The sequence below is a fragment of the Bradyrhizobium sp. 2TAF24 genome (genome assembly GCF_052115025.1).
In the GTDB taxonomy this organism is placed as follows: domain Bacteria; phylum Pseudomonadota; class Alphaproteobacteria; order Rhizobiales; family Xanthobacteraceae; genus Bradyrhizobium_A.
On sequence record NZ_JBFRFW010000005.1, the window covers coordinates 285930 to 312777 of the forward strand.

Annotated in this window: 24 protein-coding genes; 15 read left to right on the top strand and 9 right to left on the bottom strand. The window is 67.9% G+C overall.

What is annotated here, in order from left to right:
• The first annotated feature begins 96 nt into the window (after positions 1-96).
• A complete protein-coding gene (locus AB4Z37_RS10845) occupies positions 97-2643 on the top strand; it encodes a ligase-associated DNA damage response DEXH box helicase (protein WP_441516775.1) in 2547 nt (848 codons plus the stop codon).
• A gap of 95 nt (positions 2644-2738) precedes the next feature.
• Entirely contained in the window at positions 2739-3437 is a 699-nt protein-coding gene (gene pdeM / locus AB4Z37_RS10850; RefSeq protein WP_441516728.1) for a ligase-associated DNA damage response endonuclease PdeM, read from the top strand.
• A gap of 200 nt (positions 3438-3637) precedes the next feature.
• Here the strand turns inward: pdeM and AB4Z37_RS10855 are convergent, their stop codons facing one another.
• Entirely contained in the window at positions 3638-4501 is an 864-nt protein-coding gene (locus AB4Z37_RS10855) for a LysR substrate-binding domain-containing protein (RefSeq protein WP_441516729.1), read from the bottom strand.
• Positions 4502-4598: 97 nt separating this feature from the next.
• Between AB4Z37_RS10855 and AB4Z37_RS10860 the strand changes: the two genes are divergently transcribed.
• Genes AB4Z37_RS10860 through AB4Z37_RS10875 form a run of 4 tightly spaced genes read left to right on the top strand, consistent with a single transcriptional unit; the run spans position 4599 to position 7205 of the window.
• The gene (locus AB4Z37_RS10860) at positions 4599-5549 is read left to right on the top strand and encodes a DMT family transporter (protein ID WP_441516730.1); all 951 of its coding nucleotides are present in this window, start codon (positions 4599-4601) and stop codon (positions 5547-5549) included.
• Entirely contained in the window at positions 5546-5701 is a 156-nt protein-coding gene (locus AB4Z37_RS10865) for a hypothetical protein (RefSeq protein ID WP_441516731.1), read from the top strand. The genes AB4Z37_RS10860 and AB4Z37_RS10865 overlap by 4 nt, the downstream gene beginning before the upstream one ends.
• Positions 5702-5758: 57 nt before the next feature.
• Positions 5759-6538 (top strand): IclR family transcriptional regulator, encoded by a 780-nt coding sequence (locus AB4Z37_RS10870; protein WP_441516776.1) that lies wholly within the window; start codon positions 5759-5761, stop codon positions 6536-6538.
• A gap of 40 nt (positions 6539-6578) precedes the next feature.
• Entirely contained in the window at positions 6579-7205 is a 627-nt protein-coding gene (locus AB4Z37_RS10875; protein ID WP_441516732.1) for a 2-dehydro-3-deoxy-6-phosphogalactonate aldolase, read from the top strand.
• A 15-nt stretch (positions 7206-7220) separates the two neighbouring features.
• On the opposite strand, the gene AB4Z37_RS10880 is transcribed toward AB4Z37_RS10875, so the two are convergent.
• The 3 genes from AB4Z37_RS10880 to AB4Z37_RS10890 form a co-directional block, all read right to left on the bottom strand.
• Positions 7221-8009, bottom strand: coding sequence for a TIGR02186 family protein (locus AB4Z37_RS10880; protein ID WP_441516733.1), 789 nt, complete (start codon positions 8007-8009; stop codon positions 7221-7223).
• The gene (locus tag AB4Z37_RS10885; protein ID WP_441516734.1) at positions 8006-8932 is read right to left on the bottom strand and encodes a sulfite exporter TauE/SafE family protein; all 927 of its coding nucleotides are present in this window, start codon (positions 8930-8932) and stop codon (positions 8006-8008) included. The genes AB4Z37_RS10880 and AB4Z37_RS10885 overlap by 4 nt, the downstream gene beginning before the upstream one ends.
• Positions 8933-9033: 101 nt before the next feature.
• Positions 9034-12573: a hypothetical protein gene (locus tag AB4Z37_RS10890; protein ID WP_441516735.1), complete on the bottom strand. Its 3540-nt coding sequence runs from the start codon at positions 12571-12573 to the stop codon at positions 9034-9036.
• A gap of 371 nt (positions 12574-12944) precedes the next feature.
• On the opposite strand from AB4Z37_RS10890, the gene AB4Z37_RS10895 reads away from it, so the two are divergent.
• From AB4Z37_RS10895 to AB4Z37_RS10905, 3 genes are all read left to right on the top strand, one after another.
• A complete protein-coding gene (locus AB4Z37_RS10895; protein ID WP_441516736.1) occupies positions 12945-14732 on the top strand; it encodes an acyl-CoA dehydrogenase C-terminal domain-containing protein in 1788 nt (595 codons plus the stop codon).
• Between the two features lie 72 nt (positions 14733-14804).
• Positions 14805-16013, top strand: coding sequence for an acetyl-CoA C-acetyltransferase (locus AB4Z37_RS10900; protein WP_441516737.1), 1209 nt, complete (start codon positions 14805-14807; stop codon positions 16011-16013).
• A 110-nt stretch (positions 16014-16123) separates the two neighbouring features.
• Positions 16124-18340: a 3-hydroxyacyl-CoA dehydrogenase NAD-binding domain-containing protein gene (locus tag AB4Z37_RS10905; RefSeq protein ID WP_441516738.1), complete on the top strand. Its 2217-nt coding sequence runs from the start codon at positions 16124-16126 to the stop codon at positions 18338-18340.
• Positions 18341-18415: 75 nt separating this feature from the next.
• On the opposite strand, the gene gstA is transcribed toward AB4Z37_RS10905, so the two are convergent.
• Positions 18416-19015 carry a glutathione transferase GstA gene (gstA, locus tag AB4Z37_RS10910; RefSeq protein ID WP_441516739.1) on the bottom strand — a complete coding sequence of 200 codons (600 nt, stop codon included), beginning with the start codon at positions 19013-19015 and terminating at the stop codon, positions 18416-18418.
• Positions 19016-19229: 214 nt separating this feature from the next.
• Here gstA and AB4Z37_RS10915 point away from each other — a divergent pair, with 214 nt between their 5' ends.
• From AB4Z37_RS10915 to AB4Z37_RS10925, 3 genes are all read left to right on the top strand, one after another.
• Entirely contained in the window at positions 19230-19724 is a 495-nt protein-coding gene (locus tag AB4Z37_RS10915; protein WP_441516740.1) for a MarR family winged helix-turn-helix transcriptional regulator, read from the top strand.
• 93 nt (positions 19725-19817) lie between these two features.
• Complete coding sequence (locus AB4Z37_RS10920; RefSeq protein ID WP_441516741.1) at positions 19818-21188, top strand: glutamate--cysteine ligase; 1371 nt, start codon at positions 19818-19820, stop codon at positions 21186-21188.
• A 206-nt stretch (positions 21189-21394) separates the two neighbouring features.
• Entirely contained in the window at positions 21395-21955 is a 561-nt protein-coding gene (locus AB4Z37_RS10925) for a PAN domain-containing protein (RefSeq protein ID WP_441516742.1), read from the top strand.
• On the opposite strand, the gene AB4Z37_RS10930 is transcribed toward AB4Z37_RS10925, so the two are convergent.
• Genes AB4Z37_RS10930 through tldD form a run of 3 tightly spaced genes read right to left on the bottom strand, consistent with a single transcriptional unit; the run spans position 21952 to position 24527 of the window.
• Entirely contained in the window at positions 21952-22299 is a 348-nt protein-coding gene (locus AB4Z37_RS10930) for an MmcQ/YjbR family DNA-binding protein (protein WP_441516743.1), read from the bottom strand. The two genes, AB4Z37_RS10925 and AB4Z37_RS10930, sit on opposite strands and share 4 nt — an antisense overlap.
• Positions 22300-22317: 18 nt before the next feature.
• Positions 22318-23106, bottom strand: a complete 789-nt coding sequence (gene lepB / locus AB4Z37_RS10935) for a signal peptidase I (RefSeq protein ID WP_441516744.1) — start codon at positions 23104-23106, stop codon at positions 22318-22320.
• The gene (gene tldD / locus AB4Z37_RS10940; RefSeq protein WP_441516745.1) at positions 23103-24527 is read right to left on the bottom strand and encodes a metalloprotease TldD; all 1425 of its coding nucleotides are present in this window, start codon (positions 24525-24527) and stop codon (positions 23103-23105) included. The genes lepB and tldD overlap by 4 nt, the downstream gene beginning before the upstream one ends.
• A gap of 162 nt (positions 24528-24689) precedes the next feature.
• Here tldD and AB4Z37_RS10945 point away from each other — a divergent pair, with 162 nt between their 5' ends.
• On the top strand, positions 24690-25181 hold the full coding sequence (locus AB4Z37_RS10945; RefSeq protein ID WP_441516746.1) for a GNAT family N-acetyltransferase: 492 nt from the start codon (positions 24690-24692) through the stop codon (positions 25179-25181).
• Positions 25182-25193: 12 nt separating this feature from the next.
• Here the strand turns inward: AB4Z37_RS10945 and AB4Z37_RS10950 are convergent, their stop codons facing one another.
• Positions 25194-25583, bottom strand: a complete 390-nt coding sequence (locus tag AB4Z37_RS10950; RefSeq protein WP_441516747.1) for a winged helix-turn-helix transcriptional regulator — start codon at positions 25581-25583, stop codon at positions 25194-25196.
• A 130-nt stretch (positions 25584-25713) separates the two neighbouring features.
• Between AB4Z37_RS10950 and AB4Z37_RS10955 the strand changes: the two genes are divergently transcribed.
• Both AB4Z37_RS10955 and AB4Z37_RS10960 read left to right on the top strand, forming a co-directional pair.
• Entirely contained in the window at positions 25714-26208 is a 495-nt protein-coding gene (locus AB4Z37_RS10955; protein WP_441516748.1) for a DsrE family protein, read from the top strand.
• A 13-nt stretch (positions 26209-26221) separates the two neighbouring features.
• Positions 26222-26845 carry a TlpA family protein disulfide reductase gene (locus tag AB4Z37_RS10960; protein ID WP_441516749.1) on the top strand — a complete coding sequence of 208 codons (624 nt, stop codon included), beginning with the start codon at positions 26222-26224 and terminating at the stop codon, positions 26843-26845.
• Positions 26846-26848: the final 3 nt, after the last annotated feature.

A 26848-nucleotide genomic window follows, 5' to 3' on the forward strand; every position in this document is an offset into this window, starting at 1 on the left:
CGTTGCGGCTTTCGCGGCGCGCCCTTTTCTGTTCCGCAGTTTTCTGCTCCACCTGCGCCCTCGACGGTTCCGACAAGAAGGCCTACCTCTGTGGGCGTGAGTCTCCTCGACGATGATACGCGTCCGCAGGCGCTGCCCGATGCGTTCGCACGCTGGTTTGCGGCGCGCGGCTGGGTGCCGCGTGCGCACCAGCTCGCGCTGCTGGACAAGGCCGCGGATGGCAAGTCGTCGCTGCTGATCGCGCCGACCGGTGCCGGCAAGACCCTCGCCGGCTTCCTGCCGACACTGGTCGAACTCGCCGGCGGCGTGAGCCGCGGCCGCGTCGTCTCCACCGGCCGCGGCATCACCCGCAGCGACGGGCTGCACACCCTCTACATCTCGCCGCTCAAGGCGCTCGCCGTCGACATCGCGCGCAACCTCGAGACGCCGATCGCCGAGATGGCGCTGCCGGTGCGTGTCGAGACCCGCACCGGCGACACGCCGGTGTCGCGCCGCCAGCGCCAGCGCAAATATCCGCCGGACATCCTGCTCACCACCCCCGAGCAGCTCGCGCTGCTGCTGGCGTCGGACGATGCGCCCTACCTGTTCTCGTCGCTGCGGCGGGTGGTGCTCGACGAGCTGCATGCGCTGGTGACGTCGAAGCGCGGCGACCTGTTGTCGCTTGGCCTCGCGCGGCTGTTTCGCCTCGCGCCGCGGCTCGCCACCACGGGGCTGTCGGCCACCGTCGCCGATCCCGATGCGCTGCGCCGCTATCTCGTGCCGCAGGTGCCGGGCGAGCGCCGGATGGCCGACCTCGTCATCGCCGACGGCGGCGCGGCGCCGGTCGTGGAGATGCTGGACACCCGCGAGCGGCTGCCGTGGGCGGGACATTCGGCGCGGCATGCGCTTCCCGAGATCTATGATCTCGTCAAGCGCAACAAGACCTCGCTGATGTTCGTCAACACCCGCAGCCAGGCCGAGATGCTGTTCCAGGAGCTGTGGCGGATCAACGACGACGCGCTGCCGATCGCGCTGCATCACGGCTCGCTCGACGTCGCGCAGCGCCGCAAGGTCGAGGACGCCATGGCGGCGGGGCGGCTGCGCGGCGTGGTCTGCACCTCCTCGCTCGACCTCGGCATCGACTGGGGTGATATCGATCTCGTCGTCAATGTCGGCGCGCCGAAGGGGGCCTCGCGCCTGATCCAGCGCATCGGCCGTGCCAACCATCGTCTCGACGAGCCGTCGCGCGCGGTGCTGGTGCCGGCCAATCGTTTCGAGGTGCTGGAGTGCCGCGTCGCCATCGACGCCATCGCCGAGAATGCGCAGGATACGCCGCCGCTGCGCACCGGCGGGCTCGACGTGCTGGCGCAGCATGTCCTCGGCTGCGCCTGCGCGGCGCCGTTCCTCGCCGACGAGCTGTACGACGAGGTGCGTGCGGCGGCGCCCTATGCGGAGCTGTCGCGGCGGGATTTCGACGACGTCGTCGAATTCGTCGCCACCGGCGGCTATGCGCTCAAGACCTATGAGCGCTTCGCCCGCATCAAGCTCGACAAGCAAGGCCGCTGGCGCGTCGCCAACCCGGCGGTGCGCCAGAGCTACCGCCTCAATGTCGGCACCATCGTCGAAGAGCAGATGCTGAAAGTGCGGCTGATGCGCTCGCGCCACCGCGGCGGCGGCGTCACCGGCACCATCGCCCGCGGCGGCCGGCTGCTGGGCGAGATCGAGGAGTATTTCATCGAGGGCCTCGTGCCCGGTGACACCTTCGTGTTCGGCGGCGAGATCGTGCGCTACGAGGCAATGATGGAGGACGAGGTCTACGTCTCCCGCGCCAACGATGCCGATGCCAAGGTGCCATCCTATGCCGGCGGCAAGTTTCCGCTGTCGACTTATCTAGCCGAACGGGTGCGGCTGCTGCTCGCCGATCAGCGTGCGTGGCGCGGCCTGCCGGACCAAGTGCGCGAATGGCTGCAGCTGCAGCACAAGCTGTCGCGGGTGCCCGGGCCGCGCGAGCTGGTGGTGGAGACGTTCCCGCGCGGGCGGCACTACTTCGTGTGCTATCCGTTCGAGGGCCGCCTTGCGCACCAGACGCTCGGCATGCTGCTGACAAGGCGGCTGGAGCGCGCGCGCATCCATCCGCTCGGCTTCGTCGCCAACGAATATGCACTGGCGATCTGGGCGGTTAACGACATGTCGGCGGCGGTCGCGCGCGGCGAGCTCGATCTCAATGCGCTGTTCGATCCGGATATGCTTGGCGACGACCTCGAGGCCTGGCTCGCCGAATCGGCGCTGATGAAGCGCACCTTCCGCAGCTGCGCCATCATCTCCGGGCTGATCCCCCGCCGCTTCACGGGCGAGGACAAGAGCCGCCGCCAGGTGCTGTTCTCGACCGATCTCGTCTACGATGTGCTGCGCAAGCACCAGGCCGACCATGTGCTGCTGCGTGCGGCGCGCGCCGACGCTTCGGCCGGGTTGCTCGACCTGCGCCGACTCAGTGATATGCTGCTGCGGATCCAGCGCCACATCACCCACCGCGCCCTCGACAAGGTGTCGCCGCTCGCGGTTCCGGTGATGCTGGAAATCGGCCGCGAGGCCGTCTATGGCGAAGCCTCGGACGAGCTGCTGGCGGAAGCGGCCGAGGACCTGGTCAGGGAAGCGATGTCGTAAGGTCACATGCGGCGAACGGGATGCGGGCAGACGATGGGAACAGTTGCGGCCTTCAGTCGGGCACAGGCGCGCGCCTGCGCCGCGGAGCTGCGGCCATGACCGCGAGCGCCGCGCTCACCCATCGTCCGCCGGCGACGATTCATGTCGCGGGCATCGACCTCGTCGCCGACGTGGCCGGCGTGTTCGTGTGGGAAGCGGAACGTCTGCTGGTCGTCTCCGACATGCATCTGGAGAAGGGCTCGAGCTTCGCCGCGCGCGGCGTGCTGCTGCCGCCCTACGACACCCCCGCGACGCTGGCGCGGCTCGCCGCCGTGGTGGCGCGCTACAATCCAAAAACCGTGATCGCGCTCGGTGACAGCTTCCACGATCGCGACGCCCACGAACGCCTTGCCGCCCCCGACCGCGCGACGGTCGATGCGCTGCAGGTCGGCCGCGACTGGATCTGGATCGCCGGCAACCACGATCCGGCGCTGCCACCGGACATCGGCGGCACGGTCGCGCACGAGGTGTCCATCGGGCCGCTGGTGTTCCGGCACGAGCCGACCGGCGCGGTCGGCGAGATCGCCGGCCATCTGCATCCCAAGGCGCGGGTGCCGACACGCGGCCGCGCCATCGACCGGCGCTGTTTCGCCTGCGATGGCCAGCGCGCCGTGATGCCGGCATTCGGCGCCTATGCCGGCGGCCTCAGCATCCGTGATCGTGCGTTCGCGGCGATCTTTCGCTCGCTGGTCTTCACGGCGCACGTGCTCGGGGACACCAAGCTGCACGCCATTGCCGCGTCGCGGTGTTATTGACGTTTCGAGCAGATTTCCCTGAGCCAGTTTCTGTCATTCCGGACGCCGCGCCGGCGGCGATCCGCAATCTCGCATTCTCCTTCGGGGCGAGGTCGAGATTCCGGGTTCGGCGCTGCGCGCCGCCCCGGAATAATGACGCGGAAAGGCGTGTTGCGCCGTTTCAACGTCAAACGTCTCGTCAACGTCGGACGTCTTGCCCCTCACGCCGCCTCGCGCTGCACCTCGTCGCAGAATTCGGCAAGGCGGTCGGCGAGGCGCAACGTCGCCGGGCTGGCGTTGGGCGCGGCGACCAGCGCGACCTCGGTCTTGTCGATCGGCGCAAAGCCGTCCTTCTCCGTCAGCACGCGATGCCCCGGCTGGATCGCGATCGCGGGCAGGATACTGAGCCCGAGCCCGGCGGCGACGGCGGCCTGGATGCCGGACAGCGACGAACTGGTATAGGCCATGTGCCAGGCGCGGCCGGCGCTCTCGATGGCGTGAATGGCACGGGTGCGGTAGAGGCAGCCCGACGGGAAGAAGATCAGCGGCACCGACTTCGCTTCGGGATCAATCGGGCTCGTCTTGCTGGTGACCCAGTGCACGCGCTCGGGCCATATCGCGATGCCGCCCTTCTCGCCGGCGTCGCGCTTGAGCAGCGCAAGATCGATCTCACCGCGCTCGAGATCGCGCCGCAGGATCGTGCTCTGGTCGGCGCGGACGTCGAGCCGCAGGCCCGGGCGTGCGCGGGCGAAGCCGGCGAGCAGCTGCGTCAGGCGGTAGGCGGCAAAATCCTCGGGGATGCCGAGCCGCACCGCGCCTTCGGTTTTCGGCCGGGTGAGAACGTCGCGGGCTTCCTCGGCGAGCGCCAGAATCCGCCGCGCATAGGACAGCAGTCGCTCGCCGTCCTCGGTCGGCGTCACGCGCTTGCCGACGCGGTCGAGCAGGATGCAGCCGAGCTCATCCTCCAGCCGCTTGATCTGCTGGCTGACGGTCGACTGGGTGCGGTGGACCCGTTCGCCGGCGCGGGTGAAGCCGCCGGCATCGACCACCGAGACGAAGCTGCGCAGCAGGTCGAGATCGAGCATGGAGTCCATCCATTCATTTTTCCACTGATGATGATTTTATCATTTAATTTCAAAATAGGTAGGCGGGAACCTAGATCAAGGGCGAAGGAGATCTGCCATGTCCTCGCCTGTCGTGCCCCGTCCCCGCGCCAACCTGCTGCCTCTCTACGTCACCGTGTTCTGCCTGCTGTGGAGCGGCGCCTTCGTCGCCGGCAAGGTCGGGGTGACCGACTGTCCGCCGCTGATCTTCCTCACCATCCGTTTTCTCGCCGCGGGCCTGCTGGTGTTCGGCCTCGCGGCGCTGCGCCGCGAGAGATGGGACCTGTCGCGCCGTGACGTGATGGCCTTCGCGGTGATCGGCATCGCCAACAACGCGCTCTATCTCGGCCTCGGCTATGTCGGCCTGAAGACCATCTCCGCCGGGCTCAACGCCCTGATCGTCAGCGCCAATCCGGTGTTCGTCGCCGTGCTGGCCTCGCTCGTGCTCGGCGAGCACATGACCTGGCGCAAGGCCATCGGCCTCTTGCTCGGTGTCGCCGGCGTCGGGATGATCGTCGCCCATCGCATCTCGGTCGGCTCCGACAGCCCCGTCGGCATTGCGTATTCGGTCGGCGCGCTCGTCGCCATCGTCTCCGGCACCATGCTGTTCAAGGTGCTGGCGCCGAAGGGCAACCTGCTGCTCGGCAACGGCGTGCAGAATCTCGCCGGCGGCCTCGCGGTGCTGCCGTTCGCGGCGATGACCTCCAGCCTCGATGACATCGTGCCGAGCGGCCGTCTGCTCGCTGCGCTGGCCTTCCTCGTCGTTCTCGGATCGATCGTGGCCTACATGCTCTGGTTCCACCTGCTCACGGTGTTCGGCGCCACGGCCGCCAGCGCCTATCACTTCGTGATGCCGCCGCTCGGCATGCTGTTCGGCTGGATGATTCTCGGCGAGCATGTCGCGGCTCGCGATCTGCTCGGCATCATCCCGGTGGCGCTCGGCATCTATCTCGTCACCCGTCCGGCACGACCGTCGAACGCCGTCCCATCTTCTGCTGCCAAGCCGTCCCAGGAAGGAGCTTCCGCATGATCTCGCGCATCACCCTGATGGGCGGCGGGGAGACCCCCATCGCCCTGATCGAGGTCGGCAGCCCCAGTGCCTCGATCGAACTCATCGCGCGTGAGGACCGGGCTTGCGGCGCGATGGATGCCCAATATATGGGTTATAAACTTATATATTGACTTGTGATCACACGCTCCTATCCTCCCTGAAAACTCAGGGAGGAGCTCGACGTGACGATGACGATCGAGAGTACGGCCGGCACCCAGACGCTGTTCCGAGGTCTCGCCGTGGTCGAGGCCGTGGCACGCGGTGTGCCGAACCTGCCGGCGCTGAGCCGCACGCTGGGGCTCAGCCGCAGCACCACCCAGCGTCTCGCGGCGGCCCTCGTGAAGGCCGGCTACCTGCGCAGCGAGGACGACACCTACACCCTCGGCGCCAAGCTGATCGAACTCGGTTTCACCGCGCGTGAGCAGGTGCCGCTCGCCAAGCTGGCGCGGCCCCATCTCGAGGCGTTGTCCGCCCGTACCCATGACACCGTGCATCTGTGCGTGCCCGAGGGCGCCGAAGTGCTCTACCTCGACAAGATTACCGGCCAGCGCGGCCTCGAGATGCGCTCGCGCATCGGCCATCGCATGCCGATGGCGCTGACCGGCGTCGGCAAGGCGCTGATGCTCGACATGTCCGAGGCGGAATGGCAGTCGCTCTACACCAGCGGCCTGTCGCACGCCGGCAATCGCGGCACGCCGCGCCCGTGGGACGCCTATCGCGGCGACATGCACAAATATGTGACGCAGTCGGCCGCCCTCGATCTTGCTGAAAACGAGATCGGCATTCACTGCGTCGCCGCGCCGATCCGTGACGCCGGGCGTCACATCATCGCGGCGATCAGTGTCACTTCGGCGTCGCAGTACATGCCTGAAGAGCGCATGCAGGCGTTGGCACCCGAAGTGATCGCGGTGGCGGAAGCGATTTCTGGCAGCCTCGGCTGGCGCGGCGGCGCATCGAGACTGATCTGATGCCCCCGCACGCCGAGACGCCTCGTACCGGATCCCGTCGATGACGCCGCTCGACACCGCGCTGGAACGGCTGCCGCTGGTCGCCATCCTGCGCGGCATCACGCCGGAGGAGGCGGTGCCGGTCGGCGAGGCGTTGATGCGCGCGGGCTTTTCCCTGATCGAGGTGCCGCTGAACTCGCCGCAGCCGTTCGACAGCATCCGCCGCCTTGCGACGGCGTTCGGTGAGGCGGCGGTGATCGGCGCCGGCACCGTGCTGTCGTCGCAGCAGGTGACGGAGGTGAATGCCGCCGGCGGCCGCCTCATCGTCATGCCGCATGCTGACCTGGCGGTGATCCGCGCCGCGAAGGCGGCAGGGCTGTGGTGTGTGCCGGGGATCGCGACCCCGACCGAAGCATTCGCCGCGCTCGCCGCCGGCGCCGACGCGCTGAAGCTGTTTCCCGCGGAGCTGCTGACACCGCCCGTCCTCAAGGCGATGCGCGCGGTGCTGCCGCGCGAGGTTCGCGTGCTGCCGGTCGGCGGCATCACGCCCATGCGGATGAAGGAATTTGTCGTCGCCGGCGCCGCGGGCTTCGGGCTCGGCTCGGCGCTGTACATGCCGGGCATGGATGCCGCCGTGGTCGGCGATCGCGCCCGGGCCTTCGTCGAAGCCTGGCGCGCGCTCGGCTAGCGAGCTGTGTTCGAGCTAGTCGCGCCGGAAGATCTCGGACGCCAGCCAGCCGGTGAGGAGCGCCATCATCACCGTGATCAGGCCGTAGAGCAGCGGCTGCTGCCGCGCGGCGGTGGCGACGAATTGCTCGAAGCCGACCTTGACGATCTCGAACGCGGTTTCGGTCTTGGTCACCAGCGCGCCGTCGGCGAGCAGCTTGATCTCGACATCGTAGCTGCCGATCGGCACCTCGGCCGGCAGCGGGATGGTGGTGCGGAACAGGGTCGGCGTCAGGAATGTGACCGCGTGGGTGTCCTCACGGTAGAGGCCGTGCTCGCCGCGCAGCCGCACATAGGCGCTGCGGAACGGATCGCTCGCCACCACGTCGGCATAATCCGGGCCGACCCGCTGGGTCAGCAGCACATGGTCGAGCCCGAGCTGCAGGCGGCGTTGCAGCTCCGGTGCGGCCATGGCGTCGAATGGCCGGTTGGCGAACACCGCGAGATACGACGGCACCTGCAGGAACTGGCGTGAATCGACATTGACCCAGATGCCGAACTTGCGCTCCTTGCGCCGGGTGACGAGGTCGGTGCGGGGGCCGCTGACCGTGACCACGAGATCGTAGCTGCTCCGCGCCGCCGGCGTCTGCGCGTCGCGCTCGACGGAGCCGAACAGCACCAGCTGTTCGCCGGTGTAGTTCGAGGTCACGGTGACGCGATGATTGGACACCGACACGATCAAACGTTCCGCGCGGGCCGCGCCGAGCGTCCCGAGGCCGAGCACGAATGCGGTGGCGAGAACCGCGAGCCGGCCGGCCCATGTCATTGTCCGCCCCCGATCTCGCGGATGGTGAACAGGTCCTGCGGGCGGATCACCAGTTCGACGGCAAAGCGGACGCCAACAGCGAGAATCAAAAGGCCGAGCAGCATGCGCAGATGCTCGCCGCGGATGCGCTGGCCGGCGCGGGCGCCGAACTGCGCGCCGGTGACGCCTCCGACCATCAGAATCAGGGCCAGCACGGCATCGACCAGATGGTTGGTCAGCGCGTGCAGCAGGGTAGCGATCGCCATGGTGGCGAGGGTCAGAACCTGCGCGGTGCCGATCACCGTGCTGGTCGGCACTCGCAGCAGATAGATCATGATGGGGATCAGCAGGAACGCGCCGCCGATGCCCATCACCGCGCCGACGAAGCCGATCAGGAGGCCGACCGCGGCGATCGGGATCACCGACAGGTAGATCTTGGAGCGCTTGAAGCGCATCTTCAGCGGCAGGCCGTGGATCCAGCCATGGCCGCCGGACCGGCGCAGCGTCACCTTTTCGCCGCGGCGCGCCCGCCGCATGGTTGCAAGGCCTTCCCACAGCATCAGGCCACCGACGCCGGACAGCAGCACCACGTAGGACAGCGCGATCATCAGGTCGAGCTGGCCGAGCGAGCGCAGCGTGGTGAACAGCCAGACGCCGAGCGCCGTGCCGAGGAGACCGCCGGTCAGCAGCACCAGCGCCAGCGCCGGGTCGATGGCGCGGCGGCGCCAGTACGAGATCGCGCCGGAAAACGACGAAGCGGCGATGTGGCTCGACACCGACGCCACTGCGACCGCGGGTGAGATGCCGACGAAGATCAGCAGCGGCGTCATCAGGAAACCGCCGCCGATGCCGAACATGCCGGACACGAAGCCGACCGCCATGCCCATCGCCAGCAGCAGGAACATGTTGACCGGCAGGTCGGCGATCGGAAGGTAGATCTGCACGCGCGAGGGCCCTTGGCGGCGCAGCCGGGGCGCCCCCGGCCTGCTCAGCGGCAACCGATAGCAGGTCGGGCTAAAGATTCCATGGATGAGATCGGCGCGGGTTAGCGCGCCGCCGTGGTCAGCGGCTTGGCAGCCGGCTTGATGTGGCGCTTGGCGGCGGCCGGCGCCGGCGCCGGCGCGGGGGCGCTGGAGACTGCATCCCAGCCGCCGGCGGGCGCAGGCACGTTGATGGCGTCGCCCGGCTGGATCTCCGGGGTGAAGGTCTGCAGCGCGAGCTTGGCGGCGGCCAGCGACTGCGGGTCGAGGCGGCGCGCCACGTCGTCGCGCTTGCGGCTGGAGTCGGCGTCGCCCTGCGAGGCGGCGAGGCTGAACCACTTGTAGGATTCGGCGAGATTCTGCTCCACGCCGATGCCGCGGGCATAGAGGATGCCGAGGTTGTACTGGCTGTCGGAGACGCCATAGTCGGCCGCCTTGCGGAACCACTGCGCCGCGCTCTTGTAGTTCGGGCCCTTGCTGCCGCCGTCGGCGTCGAGCACCGCGAGGTTGTGCATTGCCTTGGCGTTGCCGTGCTCGGCCGCGCGGATGTAATAGCGGCGGGCGGCATCGACGTCCTTGGCAACGCCGAGGCCCTTCTCATACAGCGTGCCGAGGCGGAACATGGCCGGCACGATGCCGCCGTCGGCGGCGCGGTCGTACCACTTCACCGCCTCGTCGTAGTTCACCGCCACGCCCTTGCCTTCGGCATAGCGCACGGCGACCTCGTAGGCCGCGGCCGGGTCGCCCTTCAGCGCGGCGCTGCGCAGCACCGGACCGCCGATCGCGGCCGGCAGCGGCTCGGATACCGGGTTGAGCGCCATCGGCTTGTAGGGAGCCGCGGGCTTCGCTGTCGCGGCTGGCGGCGCGGAGATGCTGCCGGTCACGTCGGGTGGCGCGGTCTTGTCGTCGGCGGGCGGAGTGGCGGCATTGCTGTCGGGCGTGGCCTGGGCCGGTGCAGCCGCGGGGGCGATCGGCGCCATCGAGCTGGCCTGGCGGTTGATCGGGGTCGGCGAGGTCATCGACGGCAGCGTCAGTTGCTGCTGCGGCTGCGCGCGGTTGGGATCGAACAGCACAGGCGGCGTGGCGTCGCTGGATTTCTCCAGCGGCTTGTCGGCGGGCTTGTCCACGGCGGCGGCGGGCGGCGTGTCGTGGCCGCCGCCGTCGAACATGTTCATGGCCATGCGGAAGCCGCTGAGCACGATCACCACCACGCTCGCGCCGACCAGCAGCGAGCGGATGCGCGACGACATCTTGGTCTCGCCCTTCGCCGCCTGGGCGGTGCGCGCGGCATTGTCGAGCGCTGCGACCCGGCCCGACTTCTCCTTGGCCTTGTCCTTCGGCTTGTCCTTGGCGGGATTGGCGGCGGCCTGGGCGGCGCGCCGTGCCGCGGCGATGAAGCTCGAGGTGCTGGCCGCCTCGCGCGCGGGGTTGGGAATTTCGTTCAGCACGCTTTCGGATGCGGCGATGCGCTGCGACGGCGTCACCGGCGGCGCGGCGCGCTCCTGCGGCCGGGTGCCCGGCTCGAGCGGGAAATCCGGCGGCAGGTCAGGATCGATCGGGCGTGCGGCCTGCGCGGCCGGGGCGCCCTGCGGCGCGGCTGCCGTGGCCGGGCGTTCGGGATGGGCGGCTGCGCTGAGAATCTCCTGGACCGCTTGCGGAGCCGGGCCCGGGGTCGGCGCGGGCCGGTCGGCGGCGACCTGCAAAGCGGCCGGGTTGGGCAGCTCGGGACGCGGTGGCGGCGCCATCACCGGCCGTGACGGCGCCGGCATCGGCGCGGAGATCGCGGTCGACGACAGGATCGGGGCGAGCGGCGGCGCCGCGTCGCGCGCCAGCGGCATCGGCATCGGCTCGGTGAACACGGGCTGTGCCGGCCGATCGGGGAATGCCGACTTGTCCGGCGTCGCCGCGCGCGCGGTGCGGCTCTCGCGCAGGTCGGTCTCGATCATCGCCAGACGATCGACCACATGGCCGAGGGTGTTGTGCACGCTTTCCAGCGCATCCTGGGTGTTGCGATCGGTCTCCGACTGGCTGTGCCGGAGATCGGCGATCTCGCGCCGGATCACGCCGACCGCATCCTGCTCCATCGCCGACGCTGCGCTGCGATGGTCGCTGAGCGCGGCAAAGCTGAGCCGCTGGTCCTCGAGATGGCGCAGGATGTCGGCAAGGCCGCTCTCGACGCGGCTGAAATTCGCGGTGCGCGAATCCACCATCTCCAGCCGCTCCATCAGCTGCTGGATGCGCTGCTCGACATGGGCGAAGGCGGACGACGTGTCCTGGCCGACCTGCAGGTGGTCGATGCGGTCCGACAGCAGCCGCACCGCGGCCTCGAGCTGGCTGCAGTCTTCGGCCGGCCGCTCGCGGCTCTCGAGCGCGGTGGTCAGCACGGCGATGCGCTGCTCCAGCGCGGCCAGCGAACCGGCGAAGCCGGCATGGGTGGCCTGGTCCTGCGAGACCTGGTCGATCTTCGTCGCGAGACCGTGGACGTCGTCGCTGAGCCGCGCCAGCGCCTCGTTGGAGGCGACATTGGAGACGATCGCGCGCAGCGCGCCGATCGCGCCCTCGAGCTGCTGAACCGATCCGGTGTCCGGACTGGCGCGCACCAGCAGGTCCATCTTGTCGCCGAGGTTGCGGATCGCCTCGTCGAAGCCGGTAAGCTGCTCGGCGGGCGTCAGCTTCTGCAGCGTCCCGTGAATGTCGCGCAGCGCGTGCTCGATGTTCTGCAGGGCCTGCCCGTCGACGCCGCTCTGGCGGCTTTCGTCGATGCGGCGCGCCACCGCGCGGATCTCGTTCTCGAGCGATTCCAGCGCGCGGCGCGGCAACGCCTCGGTGATGATGCTGCGAATCTCGGACAATTCGTTGCGGAACGCGGCGATCGCCTGCTCGGCGCCATCCGGCCGGCGCAGGCTCTCGATCTGGCTGGTGAGGTGCTGCAACTGCCGCTCGAACGCGGACATGTCGGGGACTGCAGGCGCCTCCACGGCCGCGGCGGCCGGCGCAAGGGCTGGAGCAGGTGTCGGGGCCGGGGCGGGAGCCGGCTGCGCCAGCGCGGCGGCGGCCGCGGCGGACAGGCGTGCCGGCGGCGCCTCGCTGTTGAGCTCGGCCTGGCGTGCGCGGATCTCTGCGATGTCGAAGTCGAGCAGCTCGGGGATCGTGGTCGCGGCGCGGCGCGGCGCGGGCGCGCTCTCCGGCGGTGGCGCGGCCTCGGCTGCCGCGCGGCGCGGCGGTTCGGGCTGCAGCGGGGCGGCGTCCTGGCGCGGCGGTGCAGGTGGCGGCAGCGGTGCGGCGGCCGGCGCGTTGATCTGGGCGATGCGCGCATCGAGGCGGGCGATTGCGTCGTTGAGCTCGCGCGCAGCGCCAGGCGTTTCCGATTTCGGCGCTGTGGCCGCAGCCTGCGAGATCCGCTCAATCTGGCGCGTGATGGAATCGAGGCGGTGATGAATCTCGGCGACGTCGGCCGCCGGGCTCCGCGCAGCGGCCGGCTGCGTGCCGCCGGTGGTCGCCAGCCAGTCGTTGAGCGACATGCCCGCGCGGCGCGCCGCGGCCTCCGCCCGGTCGTGGGCGGACGGGTCGATCGCTTCAACGCTTCTCGGTACGCGAGATGTCATGCCAAGGTCCGGTGTTCACCGGCGCTTTCCAGCGCCCTCGGGCTCGCCGCGCTGTCCTTGAAGATAAAAGCGAATTTCGCGGCAGCGTGCCCGTTTCCAGACCTGACTTTTTCGCGTTACGGTAAACAACGGGTTAAGGCTCCGCCCGCCAGGGCCGAAAAATTCTCGAACCGGGACAGATATTTGCCGGCCGCGACCGGCGCCGGATGTGATCACCGCCAGCGTGAGACGGCTTGCCTGGAAAACAGGCAGGGCTGCCGCCCCCGTTCTTTCGTCTGATTTTTTCTGTCAGTTCCAAAATGGTATTGCTGCGCTGCAAAATTTTTCTTAATGAGTCTTCCAAGATTTCGAACCAAGGGAGAGTAACGCACATGCCAAGCTACCGGGCGCCCGTCGAAGACATGACCTTTCTGCTCAACGACGTTTTCCAGTTCGACCGCTACAACAACCTGCCTGGCTTCAGCGATGCGTCCGCGGATGTGCGCGAGGCGATTCTCTCCGAAGCCGCCAAGTTCAGCGAACAGGTGCTGCAGCCGCTGAACCGGGTCGGCGACCTCGAGGGCTGCACCCGCCACGACGATGGCCGCGTCTCGACGCCGAAGGGTTTCAAGGAGGCTTATCACCAGCTCGGTGATGGCGGCTGGATCGGCCTTGCCGGCCCGGTGAGCCATGGCGGCCAGGGCCTGCCGGCGACGCTGGCGCAGAGCGTCAACGAATTCATGATCTCGGCCAACATGGCGTTCTCCATGTATCACGGCCTCACCCTCGGTGCCGTTGCGGCACTGATGGTCCACGGCACCGAGGAGCAGAAGAACACCTTCGTGCCGAACATGCTGGCCGGCAAATGGGCCGGCACCATGAACCTGACCGAGCCGCACTGCGGCACCGATCTCGGGCTGCTGCGCACCAAGGCGGTGAAGCAGGCCGACGGCAGCTACAAGATCTCCGGCACCAAGATCTTCATCTCGGGCGGTGATCAGGATCTCACCGAGAACATCGTGCATCTGGTGATCGCCCGCATCGAGGGCGCGCCGGCGGGCGTCAAGGGCATCTCGCTGTTCGTGGTGCCCAAGCGCCTCGTCAATGCCGACGGCACGCTCGGCGCTGCCAACGGCGTGACGTGCGGCTCGATCGAGCACAAGATGGGCATTCACGGCAATTCCACCTGCGTGCTGAACTACGACAACGCCACCGGCTGGCTGGTCGGCGAGGAGAACAAGGGCCTCAACGCCATGTTCGTGATGATGAACGAGGCGCGGCTCGGCGTCGCCGTTCAGGGGCTTGCGCAGTCGGAGGTCGCCTACCAGAACGCGGTGGCCTACGCCCGGGAGCGCCTGCAGGGCCGTTCGCTGTCGGGCGCCAAGGCGCCGGACAAGCCCGCCGACCCGATCATCGTGCATCCGGACGTGCGCCGCACGCTGCTGACCATCCGCGCCTTCAACGAAGCGGCGCGCGCGCTGGTGCTGTGGACCTCGCTCAAGAGCGATGTCGCCCATCGCTCGGACAACGCCGCCGACCGCCAGGAAGCCGACGACCATATGAGCCTTCTCACCCCGGTGCTGAAGGGCGTGCTGACCGACATCGGCTTCGCCAATTCGGTGGCGGCGCAGCAGATGTTCGGTGGCCATGGCTACATCGCCGAGTGGGGCATGGAGCAGTTCGTGCGCGATGCCCGTATCGCCATGATCTATGAAGGCGCCAACGGCATCCAGGCGCTCGACCTCGTCGGCCGCAAGCTGCCGCGCGACGGCGGCCGCGCCGTGACGGCGTTCTTCAAAGAGGTCGGCTCCTTCGCCAAGGAGAACGGCGACGAGGCGATGAAGCCCTATGTCGCGCCGCTCAGCACCGCGCTCGGCCACCTGCAGCAGGCCACCATGTGGCTGATGCAGAACGCGATGGGCAAGCCGGACAATGCCGGCGCCGGCTCCGCCGACTACATGCATCTCTTCGGCCTTGTGGTGATGGGCTACATGTGGGCGCGGATGGTCAAGGTGGCGCAGGCCAAGATCGCCGCCGGCGACACGTCCACCCACGTCGCCACCAAGCTCGTCACCGGCAAGTTCTTCATGGAACGGATGCTGCCGGAGACGGCGACCCACCTGGCGCGTATCCAGGCCGGTGCCGCAACCGTGATGGAACTGCCCGCCGAGGCGTTCTGACGACATCTGCAAGGCCGCGCCCGATGGCGCGGCCTTTTTTTCGGAATCAAGATGGATCGAAGGGAGGGCATCATGCCTGAAGCGTTTATCTACGATCACGTCCGCACGCCGCGCGGCAAGGGCAAGTCCGATGGTTCGCTGCACGAGGTCACGGCGCTCGCGCTCGCGACCGTGCCGCTCAAGGCGCTCAAGGAGCGCAACAATCTCGGCAAGGACAGCATCGACGACGTGGTGCTCGGCGTCGTCGATCCGGTCGGCGAAGCCGGTGGCGACATCGCGCGTTTCGCCGCCATGAACGCCGGCTTCGGCACCTCGGTGCCGGGCGTGCAGATCAACCGCTTCTGCGCTTCGGGCCTCGATGCGGTGAACTTCGCCGCCGCCCAGGTGATGTCCGGCCAGCACGAATTGACCATCGGCGGCGGCGCCGAATCGATGAGCCGCGTCGGCATCATGTCGTCGGGCGCGGCGTGGCCGATGGATCCGTCGATGGCGATCCCGACCTATTTCATGCCGCAGGGCGTCGCGGCCGACCTGATCGCGACCAAGTACGGCTTCTCGCGTGACGACGTCGACGCCTATGCGGTGCAGAGCCAGCAGCGCGCGGCCAAGTCGTGGGAGGAAGGCCGCTTCAAGAATTCGGTGGTGGCGGTCAAGGACATCAACGGCCTCACCATTCTCGACAAGGACGAGCACATGCGTCCGTCGACGACCATGCAGTCGCTGGCGCAGCTGCAGCCGTCGTTCGCGGTGATGGGCGCGATGGGTGGCTTCGACGCGGTGGCGGTGCAGTCGCATCCCGAGATCGAGGGCGTCAACTACGTCCACCATGCCGGCAACTCGTCGGGCATCGTCGACGGCGCCGGTGCGGTGCTGCTCGGCAACAAGGAAGCCGGCGTCAAGCATGGCCTCAAGCCGCGTGCCAAGATCCGTGCCTTCGCCAACATCGGCTCCGAACCCGCGATGATGCTGACCGGTCCGGTCGACGTCACCAAGAAGGTGCTCGAGCGCTCCGGCATGAAGCTCTCCGACATCGACCTGTTCGAGCTCAATGAGGCGTTCGCCTCGGTGGTGCTGCGCTACATCCAGGCGTTCGACATCGACAATGACAAGATCAACGTCAATGGCGGCGCCATTGCGCTCGGGCATCCGCTCGGCGCCACCGGTGCGATGATCCTCGGCACCGTGCTCGACGAACTGGAGCGGCGGCAGCTGTCCACTGCGCTGGTGACGCTGTGCATCGGCGGCGGCATGGGCACCGCCACCATCATCGAGCGGGTCTGATTTTCAACCTGGACGCCGGCCGCTCCCCGCGAGCGGCCGACGCCGGAGCGCGCCGCGGCTCGCTGCCGCCGCGCCCGGCGATTGAACCGAGGGATTGAAGGAGCTTTCAAATGGCATTCAAGAATTTCAAGGTCGAGACCGACGCCGACGGCATCGCGCTGGTGACATGGGACATTCCCGGCCGCTCGATGAACGTGCTCGATCAGACGTCCGTCGAGGAACTCGCGGCGATCGTGCAGCAGACCACCGCGGACGCGGCGGTGAAGGGCGTGGTGATCACGTCGGGCAAGGAGGCGCTGTCCGCCGGCGCCGACCTCACCATGCTCGAGAGCATGAACCGCACCTACCTGGAAACGCTGAAGCAGAAGGGTGAAGTCGCCGCCAACCAGCTGCTGTTCGACGAGAGCCGCAAGCTGTCGCTGACGCTGCGCGGCATCGAGACGTCCGGCAAGCCGTGGGTCGCGGCCATCAACGGCCTCGCGCTCGGCGGTGCGTTCGAGCTGACGCTCGCCTGCCACTACCGCGTCGCGGCGGAGAATCCCAAGACCCGTCTCGGCCTGCCCGAGATCAAGGTCGGCCTGTTCCCCGGCGCCGGCGGCACCCAGCGCCTGCCGCGCATCATGCAGACCCAGGACGCGCTGCAGCTGCTGCTCAAGGGCGATGCCGTCGATCTCGCCAAGGCCAAGTCCATGAAACTCGTGGATGCGGTGGTGCCGGCGGCCGACCTGATCAAGGCCGCCAAGGACTGGATCAAGGGTGGCGGCAAGGCGGTGGCGCCGTGGGATGAAAAGGGCTTCAAGCTGCCGAACGGTCCGGTCTATTCCAAGGCCGGCACCATGACCTTCCCGCCGGCCAACGCCATCCTGCGCCGCGAGACCTACGATAACTATCCGGCGGCGCGCGCCATCATGCAGTGCGTCTATGAGGGGCTGCAGCTGCCGATCGACGCGGCGCTGCGTGTCGAGTCGCGCCACTTCGCCAACATCCTGCGCAGCAAGGAGGCGGCGGCAATGATCCGCAGCCTGTTCGTGTCGATGCAGGAGCTCAACAAGGGCGCCCGCCGGCCGGAGAACGTGCCGCCGACCAAGGTCAAGAAGCTCGCCGTGATCGGCGCCGGCTTCATGGGCGCGAGCGTCGGCTATGTCTCGGCCAAGGCCGGCATCGAGGTGGTGCTGATCGACCGCGACCAGGACAGCGCCGACAAGGGCAAGGCCCACGCGAAGTCGGTGATCGACGGCCTCGTCGCCAAGGGGCGCGCCAAGGAGGCCGAGCGTGACGCGCTGCTGGCGCGCATCACCGCGACCGCCGACTACTCCGTCATCAGGGATTGCGACCTCGTGATCGAGGCGGTGTTCGAAGACCGCAAGGTCAAGGCCGAGACCTACGCCAAAGCGCAGGAATTCCTGCGGCCGGACGCGATCTTTGCCTCCAACACATCGACGCTGCCGATCAACTCGCTGGCGGAAGAGTTCAAGGACCAGGGCCGCTTCATCGGCATCCACTTCTTCTCGCCGGTCGAGAAGATGATGCTGGTCGAAATCATCGTCGGCAAGAACACCGGCGATGTCGCGCTCGCAACCGCCCTCGACTACGTTCGCCAGATCAGCAAGACGCCGATCGTGGTCAACGACTCCCGCGGCTTCTTCGCCAACCGCTGCGTGCTGCGCTTCACCGCGGAAGGGCTGGAGATGCTGATGGAGGGCGTGCCGCCGGCGATGATCGAGAACACCGCCAAGATGGCCGGCATGCCGGTCGGCCCGCTGTCGCTCAGCGACGAGGTCGCGCTCGACCTCGTGCTCAAGATCATGAAGGCGACGGAAGCCGACCTCGGCCCCAACGCCATCGACCAGTCGCAGAAGAAGCTGATGGTCGAGATGGTCGAGAAGGAGGGCCGCTTCGGCCGCAAGAACGGCAAGGGCTTCTACGACTATCCGGAGAAGGGCAAGGGCCAGAAGCGGCTGTGGAGCGGTGTCGCGCCGCTGCAGCCGAAGTCGCTCGATCCCGACACGCTGGATGTCGAGGAGCTGAAGCAGCGCTTCCTGGTGGTGCAGGCGGTGGAAGCCGCGCGCACGGTCGAGGATCATGTCATCACCGATCCGCGCGAGGCGGATGTCGGCTCGATCCTCGGCTTCGGCTTCGCGCCGTTCACCGGCGGCACGCTGTCCTACATCGACTTCATGGGCACCAAGAACTTCGTCGCGCTGTGCCACAAGTTCGAGGCCAAATACGGCTCGCGCTTCACGCCGCCGAAACTGCTGGTCGAGATGGCTGAGAAGGGCGAGACCTTCTACGGCCGCTTCCCGCCGAAGAAGTCCGCGGCAGCCTGACGGCCGTTCGCCACGAACAAAACGAAAGAGGCCGGATCACCGATCCGGCCTCTTTGTCATTGGACTGCGGGAGGCTCAGGCCTCGGCCTGCACCGCCGCCTGGACCTGCGGACGGGCGGCGACACGCTCCTTGTAGGCCGTGAGGTGGGGGAAGGCGGAGAGGTCGACCTTCATCCGATCGGCCCAGCGCAGCATGGTGTAGAGATAGCCGTCGGCGACGGTGAACTGCTGACCCATCAGGAAGTCCTGGCCGGCTAGCTTGCTGTCGAGATACCTGAATTTGCCGGCGAGACGGTCGCGAAACACCTGCTTGGCTTCGTCCGTCAGCGCCGGGTTGAACAGCGGGCTGAAGGTCTTGTGGACCTCGGCGCTGATGAAGGTCAGCCACTCCTGCAGGCGGTAGCGCTCCGGCGTGCCGTTGGCCGGCGCGAGCTTCTTGTCGGCGGCCTTGTCGGCGATGACCTGCACGATCACCGGACCTTCCGTGAGCAGGTCGCCATTGTCGAGCGCGAGCGCCGGCACCTGGCCCTTCGGGTTGATCTTGCTGTAGTCCTCGCCGCTCGCGAGTGTCTTGGTCCTGAGGTCGACCTTGACGAGCTCATGGGGAATTCCGGCTTCCTTCAGCGCGATGTGGGGCGAGAGTGAGCAGGCGCCCGGTGTATAGTAGAGTTTCATGTCGTCCTCCTTGTTCCGTGCTGTTCCTCAGCGGACCCGGGGTCCTTGGGTCGGGTATTGGGCCTGGCCTCGCGCTCAGCCCTGAATTTAGTCTTGGCCCGGATCCCGGCCCAGCGTGCCCGCGGTGGCCGAACTACATGCGTTTGCATGAAATTGTCAATGTTGATGCAGATGCATTCAGTGACGTATAGTCCGGCCCGAGGGACTATCGCGCATGAAACGGAAGCCGTCGACTGAAGCCACTGCCGCCTGGATTCGCCTGATGCGGGTCCAGAGTCGTGTGCTGGACGCGGTCGAGCAGGATCTGAAGAAGGCCGGCTTTCCGCCGCTGGCGTGGTACGATGCGCTGCTGGAACTGTCGCGCGCGCCGCGGGGAGAGCTGCGGCCGGTCGAGCTCGAGCGGCAGATGTTGATTCCGCAGTATTCGACCTCGCGCCTGATCGACCGTCTGGTCGATGAGGGCCTGGCGCTGCGGCGGGAGTGCGCAGCCGACCGGCGTGGCCAGTTCGTCGAGATCACGGAGGCGGGCCGCGAGTTGCAGAAGAAAATGTGGGGCGCCTATTCGGCCGCCATCGAGCGCCATGTCGGATCAAAGCTCACCGACGGCGATGCGATGAAGCTGTGCGGCCTGCTCGACCGGCTCGGCTGCTCCTGCGCCGAGGCGCAGCAGCAGGTGATCGGCAGCAAAGAAGTCGCGCCCGCGCGATGATCCTCTCTTCACCTTTTGCCGCTACCGCAGGCGGCAATCCTTGTTCCTGTCCGCGTGCGTGCAATGTCGCCGCGGCTTTGCTTCGGACCTCTTATGGCGCGTGACCAGATTGATATGACGCCGCTGCACTCGCGCGACGAACTCGTCGCGTGGCTGGCAGCCGGCGTGAAACCGAAGGACGCATTCCGGATCGGCACCGAGCACGAGAAGACGCCGTTCACGCTGGAGGGGCACCATCCGGTGCCCTATGCCGGGCCGCGCGGCATCGAGGCGCTGCTGCAGGGCATGCGCCACCTGCTCGGCTGGGAGCCGATCATGGAGCAGGGCAACATCATCGGCCTCTATGACGTCACCGGCGGCGGTGCGATCTCGCTGGAGCCGGGCGGCCAGTTCGAATTGTCCGGTGCGCCGGTCGAGACCGTGCACCAGACCACGGCCGAGGTGATGGCCCACCTCGCCCAGGTGCGCGAGGTGGCGACGCCGCTGGGCATCGGGTTCCTCGGCCTCGGCATGACCCCGACATGGTCGCGCGAGCAGATTCCGGTGATGCCCAAGGGGCGCTACAAGATCATGACCAACTACATGCCGAAGGTCGGCCGCTACGGCCTCGACATGATGTACCGGACCTGCACGGTGCAGACCAACCTCGACTTCTGCTCCGAAGCCGACATGGTGCTGAAGCTGCGCACGTCGCTGGCGCTGCAGCCGGTGGCGACGGCGCTGTTCGCCAACTCGCCGTTCACCGAAGGCAAGGCCAACGGGCTGTTGTCGTTCCGCTCCGAGATCTGGCGCGACACCGACAATGCGCGCGCCGGCATGCTGCCGTGGGCGTTCGAGGACGGCATGGGCTTCGAGCGTTGGGTCGACTATGCCCTCGACGTGCCGATGTATTTCGTCAAGCGCGGCGATGACTACATCGATGTCGCCGGCTCCTCGTTCCGTGACTTCTTCGACGGCCGCAATGCGCGTCTCCCCGGCGAACGGCCGACGCTGTCGGATTGGGCCAACCATCTCTCGACCATCTTCCCCGAGGTCCGCCTCAAGCGCTATCTCGAGATGCGCGGTGCCGACGGCGCGCCGTGGGACCGCCTGCCGGCGCTGTCAGCGTTCTGGGTCGGCCTGCTCTATGACGACGACAGCCTCACCGCCGCATGGGACATCGCCCGGCGCTGGACCGCGGAGGAGCGTCAGCAACTGCGCGACGACGTGCCCCGCCTCGGCTTCAAGGCCAAGATCGGCAACCGCTACCTGTTCGAGATCGCCAGGGAGTGCCTGGTGCTGGCGCATGCCGGTTTGCGGCGGCGGGCGCGCATCGATCATCTCGGCCGCGACGAATCGCGCTACCTCGAACCGCTCGACCGCATCATCGAATCCGGGCGCACGCCGGCAGAGGATATGTTGCTGAAATTTAATGGACCGTGGGGCGGCAGCGTCGAGCCGGCCTATGATCAATACGTGTTCTGAATCAGCGCGTTGATGCCGTTGCGTGGCACACGGGCACCGTTCATCTGCCGTACAGAAATCTGATACTTTAATGGGCAGCGCGGCGGCGCGTGCGATCGTTCGTTTTCTGCGGGCGGTCGGCGGTGCGGTCGTGTGTGTTCGATCGCAGAACTGTGCGTGCCGGCGATGTCCCTCGCGGCAGCGATCTTGATGGAAAGTTGTCCGGCATGGTCCGTGCCCGTCGCCTGAGAGCCTGCCTCGCGGCTGTTGCCGCTTTTGCCGCTCTGATCGTCGCGATGCCGCAGTCGCTGCTGGCGCAGACCAATTTCGATCGCCCGGGAGGGGATTACATGCACTCGCCGGTGCCGTCAGGCGATCCGGCGGACTGCGCCCTGCAGTGCGAACGCGACCGCCGCTGCCGCGCCTGGAGCTTCAACTATCCGACCTATGCGGCGGCCGAGGCGGTGTGCTGGCTGAAGAGCAGCGTGCCGCCGCGCGTGGCCAACAATTGCTGCGTGTCGGGCGTGCGCGGCGCCGGCGTGCTCGAGCAGCGCACCGGGGCGGTCGAGATGTCGACCGACCGGTTCGGCGGCGACTACCGCAGCTTCGAGCTCAAGGGCAGCGAGCACGACGACGCCTGCAAGGAGGCCTGCGAGGCCGACAACAAATGCCGGGCCTGGACCTATGCGCGCCCTGGCTATATCGGCAAGGACGCGCGCTGCTTCCTCAAGAGCCAGATCAAGCCGCCGCACCGCAAGCCGGGCTTCGTCTCCGGCGTCGTGCGCTAGCCGCCGTTCTCCCGCTCATAGGCCTTGAGCGCGGCCTTGGACGCCAGTGCCTTCCAGCGCCGCCGCAGCAGCGGCTCGAGCACACCGCGCGGGCAGGCGGACAGGCGCACGAGAACGTTCGGCCAGTCGCGATAGTGCTCGGTGATGTAGAACACCCGCGGCCGGGCCTCCATCATCATGGCCCGCTCGTCAGGCTCGATGCCGGTCAGCACCAGGCTGTCGTTGTCTTCTTTCAGCCGTGCCAGCAGCTTGGTACGAACCTTGAGCGCAGGCGTGCCATAGGACGTGCCGTCAGCGACGTCCGGCCAGGTCAGGGCAAAGGCGCGGACGTCGTCAAAGGTCATGGCCGGGCCCCTCGGGCGTCAGTTGACGCCTGTCATGAAGCGGGAGGGGCGCAGGCCCGACAGCCAGCTCGTGATCGGGCGCTGGCTCATGGCGAGATCCCACGATCCCAGCACCGCTTCGACACGGCCCACCAGGTTGGCGGCAGGCAGCATGCCGACGCCGCCGTCGGCGACCGGCACCCGGCTGTCAGCGGAGTTGTCGCGATTGTCACCCATCACGAACAGGTGGTCGGGTGGCACGGTCATCTCGGCGGTGTTGTCGTAGAAGCCGTGGGCGCGCAGTTTGAAGATCGGGTGGCTGCGATTGCCGGGCAGCGTCTCGATATAGCGCGGCGCCGGGACGTCGGCGCCGTCCTCGGTCTCGGCCTTGCCGATGCCGTCGGATTGCAGTGCCGCGGCGACGCCGTTGATGAAGAGCTGGCCGTTGCGCATCTGGATACGATCGCCAGGCAGGCCGACCACCCGTTTGACCCAGACCTGGGAGCGGTCGCCGGGCCAGCGGAACACGACCACGTCGCCGCGCTCCGGCAGCGCGCCCAGTACGCGCGCGGTCGAGGGCAGCGCAATGTTCAGCGGCACCGAGGCGGCGCTGTAGCCATAGGGATATTTGCTGGCGAGCAGTGCATCACCGATCATCAGCGTCGGCTCCATCGAGCCCGACGGGACATAAAAGGGCTCGGCGAGCGCGCCCTTCGCCGCCATCACCACCGCAAACACGGCGGCCATCTGGGTGATCGCGCTCGCCCAGGAGGCTGCAGTCTTCTTCATCGTCGAGGCCTCGTGCTGAGGGAGAGTGTTGTCGCTCATGCGCCGGTGCCTCCGACCGTGATGCGGTCCATGCGCAGCGTCGGCTGGCCGACGCCGACCGGGACGCCCTGGCCGTTCTTGCCGCAGGTGCCGATGCCGGCATCGAGCTGCAGGTCGTTGCCGACCATGGTGATGCGGTGCAGGTCGGTCGGGCCGTTGCCGATCAGCATGGCGCCCTTGACCGGCGCGCCGAGCCTGCCGTTCTCGATACGGTAGGCCTCGGTGCACTGGAACACGTACTTGCCGGAGGTGATGTCGACCTGGCCGCCGCCGAAATTGGCCGCGAAGATGCCGTTCTTCACCGAGGCGAGGATCTCCGCAGGATCGTGCCCGCCGGCCAGCATGTAGGTGTTGGTCATGCGCGGCATTGGCACATGGGCGTAGCTCTCGCGGCGGCCGTTGCCGGTCGGCTTCATGTTCATCAGGCGGGCGTTCTGGCGGTCCTGCATGTAGCCGACCAGGATGCCGTCCTCGATCAGCACGGTGCGGTTGGTCGGCGTGCCCTCGTCGTCGATCGACAGCGAGCCGCGGCGCGCCGCGATGGTGCCGTCATCGACCACGGTGACGCCCCTGGCCGCCACCTGCTGGCCCATCAGCCCGGCGAACGCCGAGGTCTGCTTGCGGTTGAAGTCGCCCTCGAGGCCGTGGCCGACCGCTTCGTGCAGCATCACGCCGGGCCAGCCCGGGCCCAGCACCACGTCCATCTCGCCGGCCGGTGCCGGCACCGATTCCAGGTTGATCAGTGCCTGGCGGATGGCGCCGTCGGCGGCCTCACGCCACGCCTTGGTCTCGATGAAGCGGGCATAACCCTCGCGGCCGCCATAGCCCTGACTGCCGGTCTCCTGGCGGTCGCCGGCGCCCGCCACCACCGAAATGTTGACCCGCACCAGCGGGCGGATGTCGCGGTAGCTCTCGCCGTCGGGCCGCAGGATCTCGACCACCTGCCAGGTGGCGCCGAGGCTGACCGAGACCTGGCGCACCCGCGGGTCCTTGTCACGGACATAGGCGTCGATTTCGGCGAGCAGCTTGACCTTGCTCTCGAAGGCCTCGCCATCGAGCGGATTGTCGTCGCCGTAGAGACGGATGTTGGTGTGGGACGGCGCCGCCGCGTAGGTACCTGCGTAGCCGCCGCGAACGGCATGGACCGCATCGGCGGCCCGCGCCAGCGCCGCCAATGAGACGTCGGAGGAATGGGCGTAGCCGACCGCATCGCTCTTCACCGCGCGCAGCCCGAAGCCCTGGGCCGTGTCGTAGGTCGCCTGCTTCAGGCGCCCGTTGTCGAACATCAACCCCTCGGACTGGCGGTATTCCAGGAACAGCTCACCGTCGTCGGCGCCGTCGAGGCCGCGGGCGACTTCGGCACGAACCGTGTCGCGGTCGAGGCCGGCGCGGTCGAGCAGGGAAGATGTTGCGAGAGTCATGAAAAGGTCCATTGTGGGTGTCGCGCGGCCGTCACTTTGCGCACGGCGGATGGAATAAAGATAGGGGGCGGTACCTTGTTTCGCGAGGGGCGCGTGCGGCGGCCCGGAACCGGTCGCGACCCGCGCGGCGAAGCGGCCGGACACATGCTATAAGACGGTCAAATGCCGATTGAGATCAAGCAGATCGAGCCTCACCACATCGAGGGCTTCCATGCCGTGCTCGATGCGGTGGCGCGCGAGCGGCAGTATCTGGCCTTTTTGGAGGCGCCGCCGCTGGAAGCGGCGCGGATGTTCGTCGAGACCAACCTCGCCCGCGGCACGCCGCAGCTGATCGCGTTGTCCGAAGGGCGGGTGATCGGCTGGTGTGACATCACCAAGCCGAACCGGCCGATCTATTCCCATTGCGGTGTGCTGGGTATGGGCCTGCTGCCGGAATTCCGCGGCCAGCGCATCGGCACCCGGCTGATCCGCGCCGCGCTGGATGACGCGCGGCGGATCGGCCTGCACCGCGTCGAGCTGACCGTACGCGAAAGCAATGCGCAGGCGATCGCGCTCTACAAGGCGATGGAATTTCGCATCGAAGGCGTCAAGCGCGACGGCGTGCGGGTGGACGATCGCTACGAGAATCTCCTGATGATGGCGGTGCTGTTCTGAGCGGCGCCGGCCCTACGGCGCGCTGCGCCGTGGCGGCTTTGGTCTGCGATCAGGGAAGCGGTGCGCCTGCGACCACTTCAGCAACTCGTCGAATACCGGCCGCAGCGCCTCGGCCGCCGGCGTGATCTCGTACTCCACCCGCGGCGGCACCTCGGGATAGACCGTGCGCTTGATCAGTCCGTCGGCCTCGAGATCGCGCAATTGGGTGGTCAGCATGTGCTGCGTGACGCCGGGAATCGACCTGCGCAATTCGCCGAAGCGGTGCTTGTGCTGGACGAGCTGCCACAGGATCTCGCCCTTCCACTTGCCGGCCAGCGTCGCCAGCGCGCGCTGAAACTGCCTGACCACCTCGTCGCTCGTGCAGAACTCGTCGGCGCTGCCGGCATTGGTCTTGTTTTCCATACTACACCAGAAGAACCATCCTACTTGTCCTATCCGTCATAGTTCCGGCATTTGAGTGGCGAAAGCAGAGCCAACGGCGCGAGGGATCGAGATGCCGATGCGGATCGTTCGTGCCCCGCGAAGACGTCCCTTGTGGATCGGCGCGGGGCTTGTCGTCGCGTTCGCCGGGCCGCTGCTGCTCACCCTTGCGCTGACCGCGCCCGGAGAGGCGACGCCCAGGGAGGAACGGGAGGCAGCCAAGGCCGTGGTGCGCAGCAAGTCCCATCGCATCGTCTTCCAGGTCAACTCCGAGGAGCCGACTACGATGCGGCACGCCATCACCAACGCGCTGAATGCGGCCAGGAGCTATGGTGAGAACAACGAGCCGGTGGCGATCGAGATCGTCGCATACGGTCCCGGCGTGCACATGTTCAGGGCGGATACCTCGCCGGTCCGCGACCTGCTGCAGCTGCTGCGCACGAGTGTGCCCAGCGTGGTGTTCAGCGTCTGCGGCAACACCAGGATGCTGATGGAGCGCGCCGAAGGGCATCCGTTGTCGCTGGTCGAGGGCGCGCAGGTGGTGCCGGCGGGCATTGTGCGGCTGACCGAGCTGCAGGAGGCCGGCTGGACCTACATCCGTCCATGAGATGCCCGTCATCATGACCATCGAGCGTCCCACGCCATTGACCGCCGGTCCGCTGTCGCGCCGCTGGCTGCTCGGCGGCGCCCTCGCGATGCTGGCCGCGGCTCGCACGGCATCGGCCGCGGCCGGCGCGCCGTTCGGCAATGTCCGGCACCAGTTCACCTGGCTGCGACCGGTCAGGCCCGTCCCGCCGCTGCCGCTGCGGCGCCTCGACGGCGTCGTCGGCAGTCTCGGGGCGCTGCGGGGCAACATCGCGGTGGTGAATTTCTGGGCGACCTGGTGCCCGGCCTGCCGCGCCGAACTGCCGGCGCTGGAGCAACTGCAGCGCGAGATGGCGGGAGCGGGTGTCGAGGTGGTGGCGGTCGCGGTGGACCGCGACCCGGCGGTGGTGGCGCCGTTCCTGCGGCGGCTCGGCATTCGCCGCCTGCCGGTCTACACCGATCCGAACGGTGCAATCTGGACGAAAGATGGTGCCAGCGAGGCCCCGTTCATCCTGTACGGGATGCCGATCTCATATCTGGTCGCGCCCGATGGCGGGATCACAGGGTATCTCGCCGGGGAGGCCGACTGGTCCTCGGCGGCGGCGCGAGGGCTGATCGCCGGCCTTGCGGCACCGGCGGCGGGTGACCGCCCGCGGTAGGGC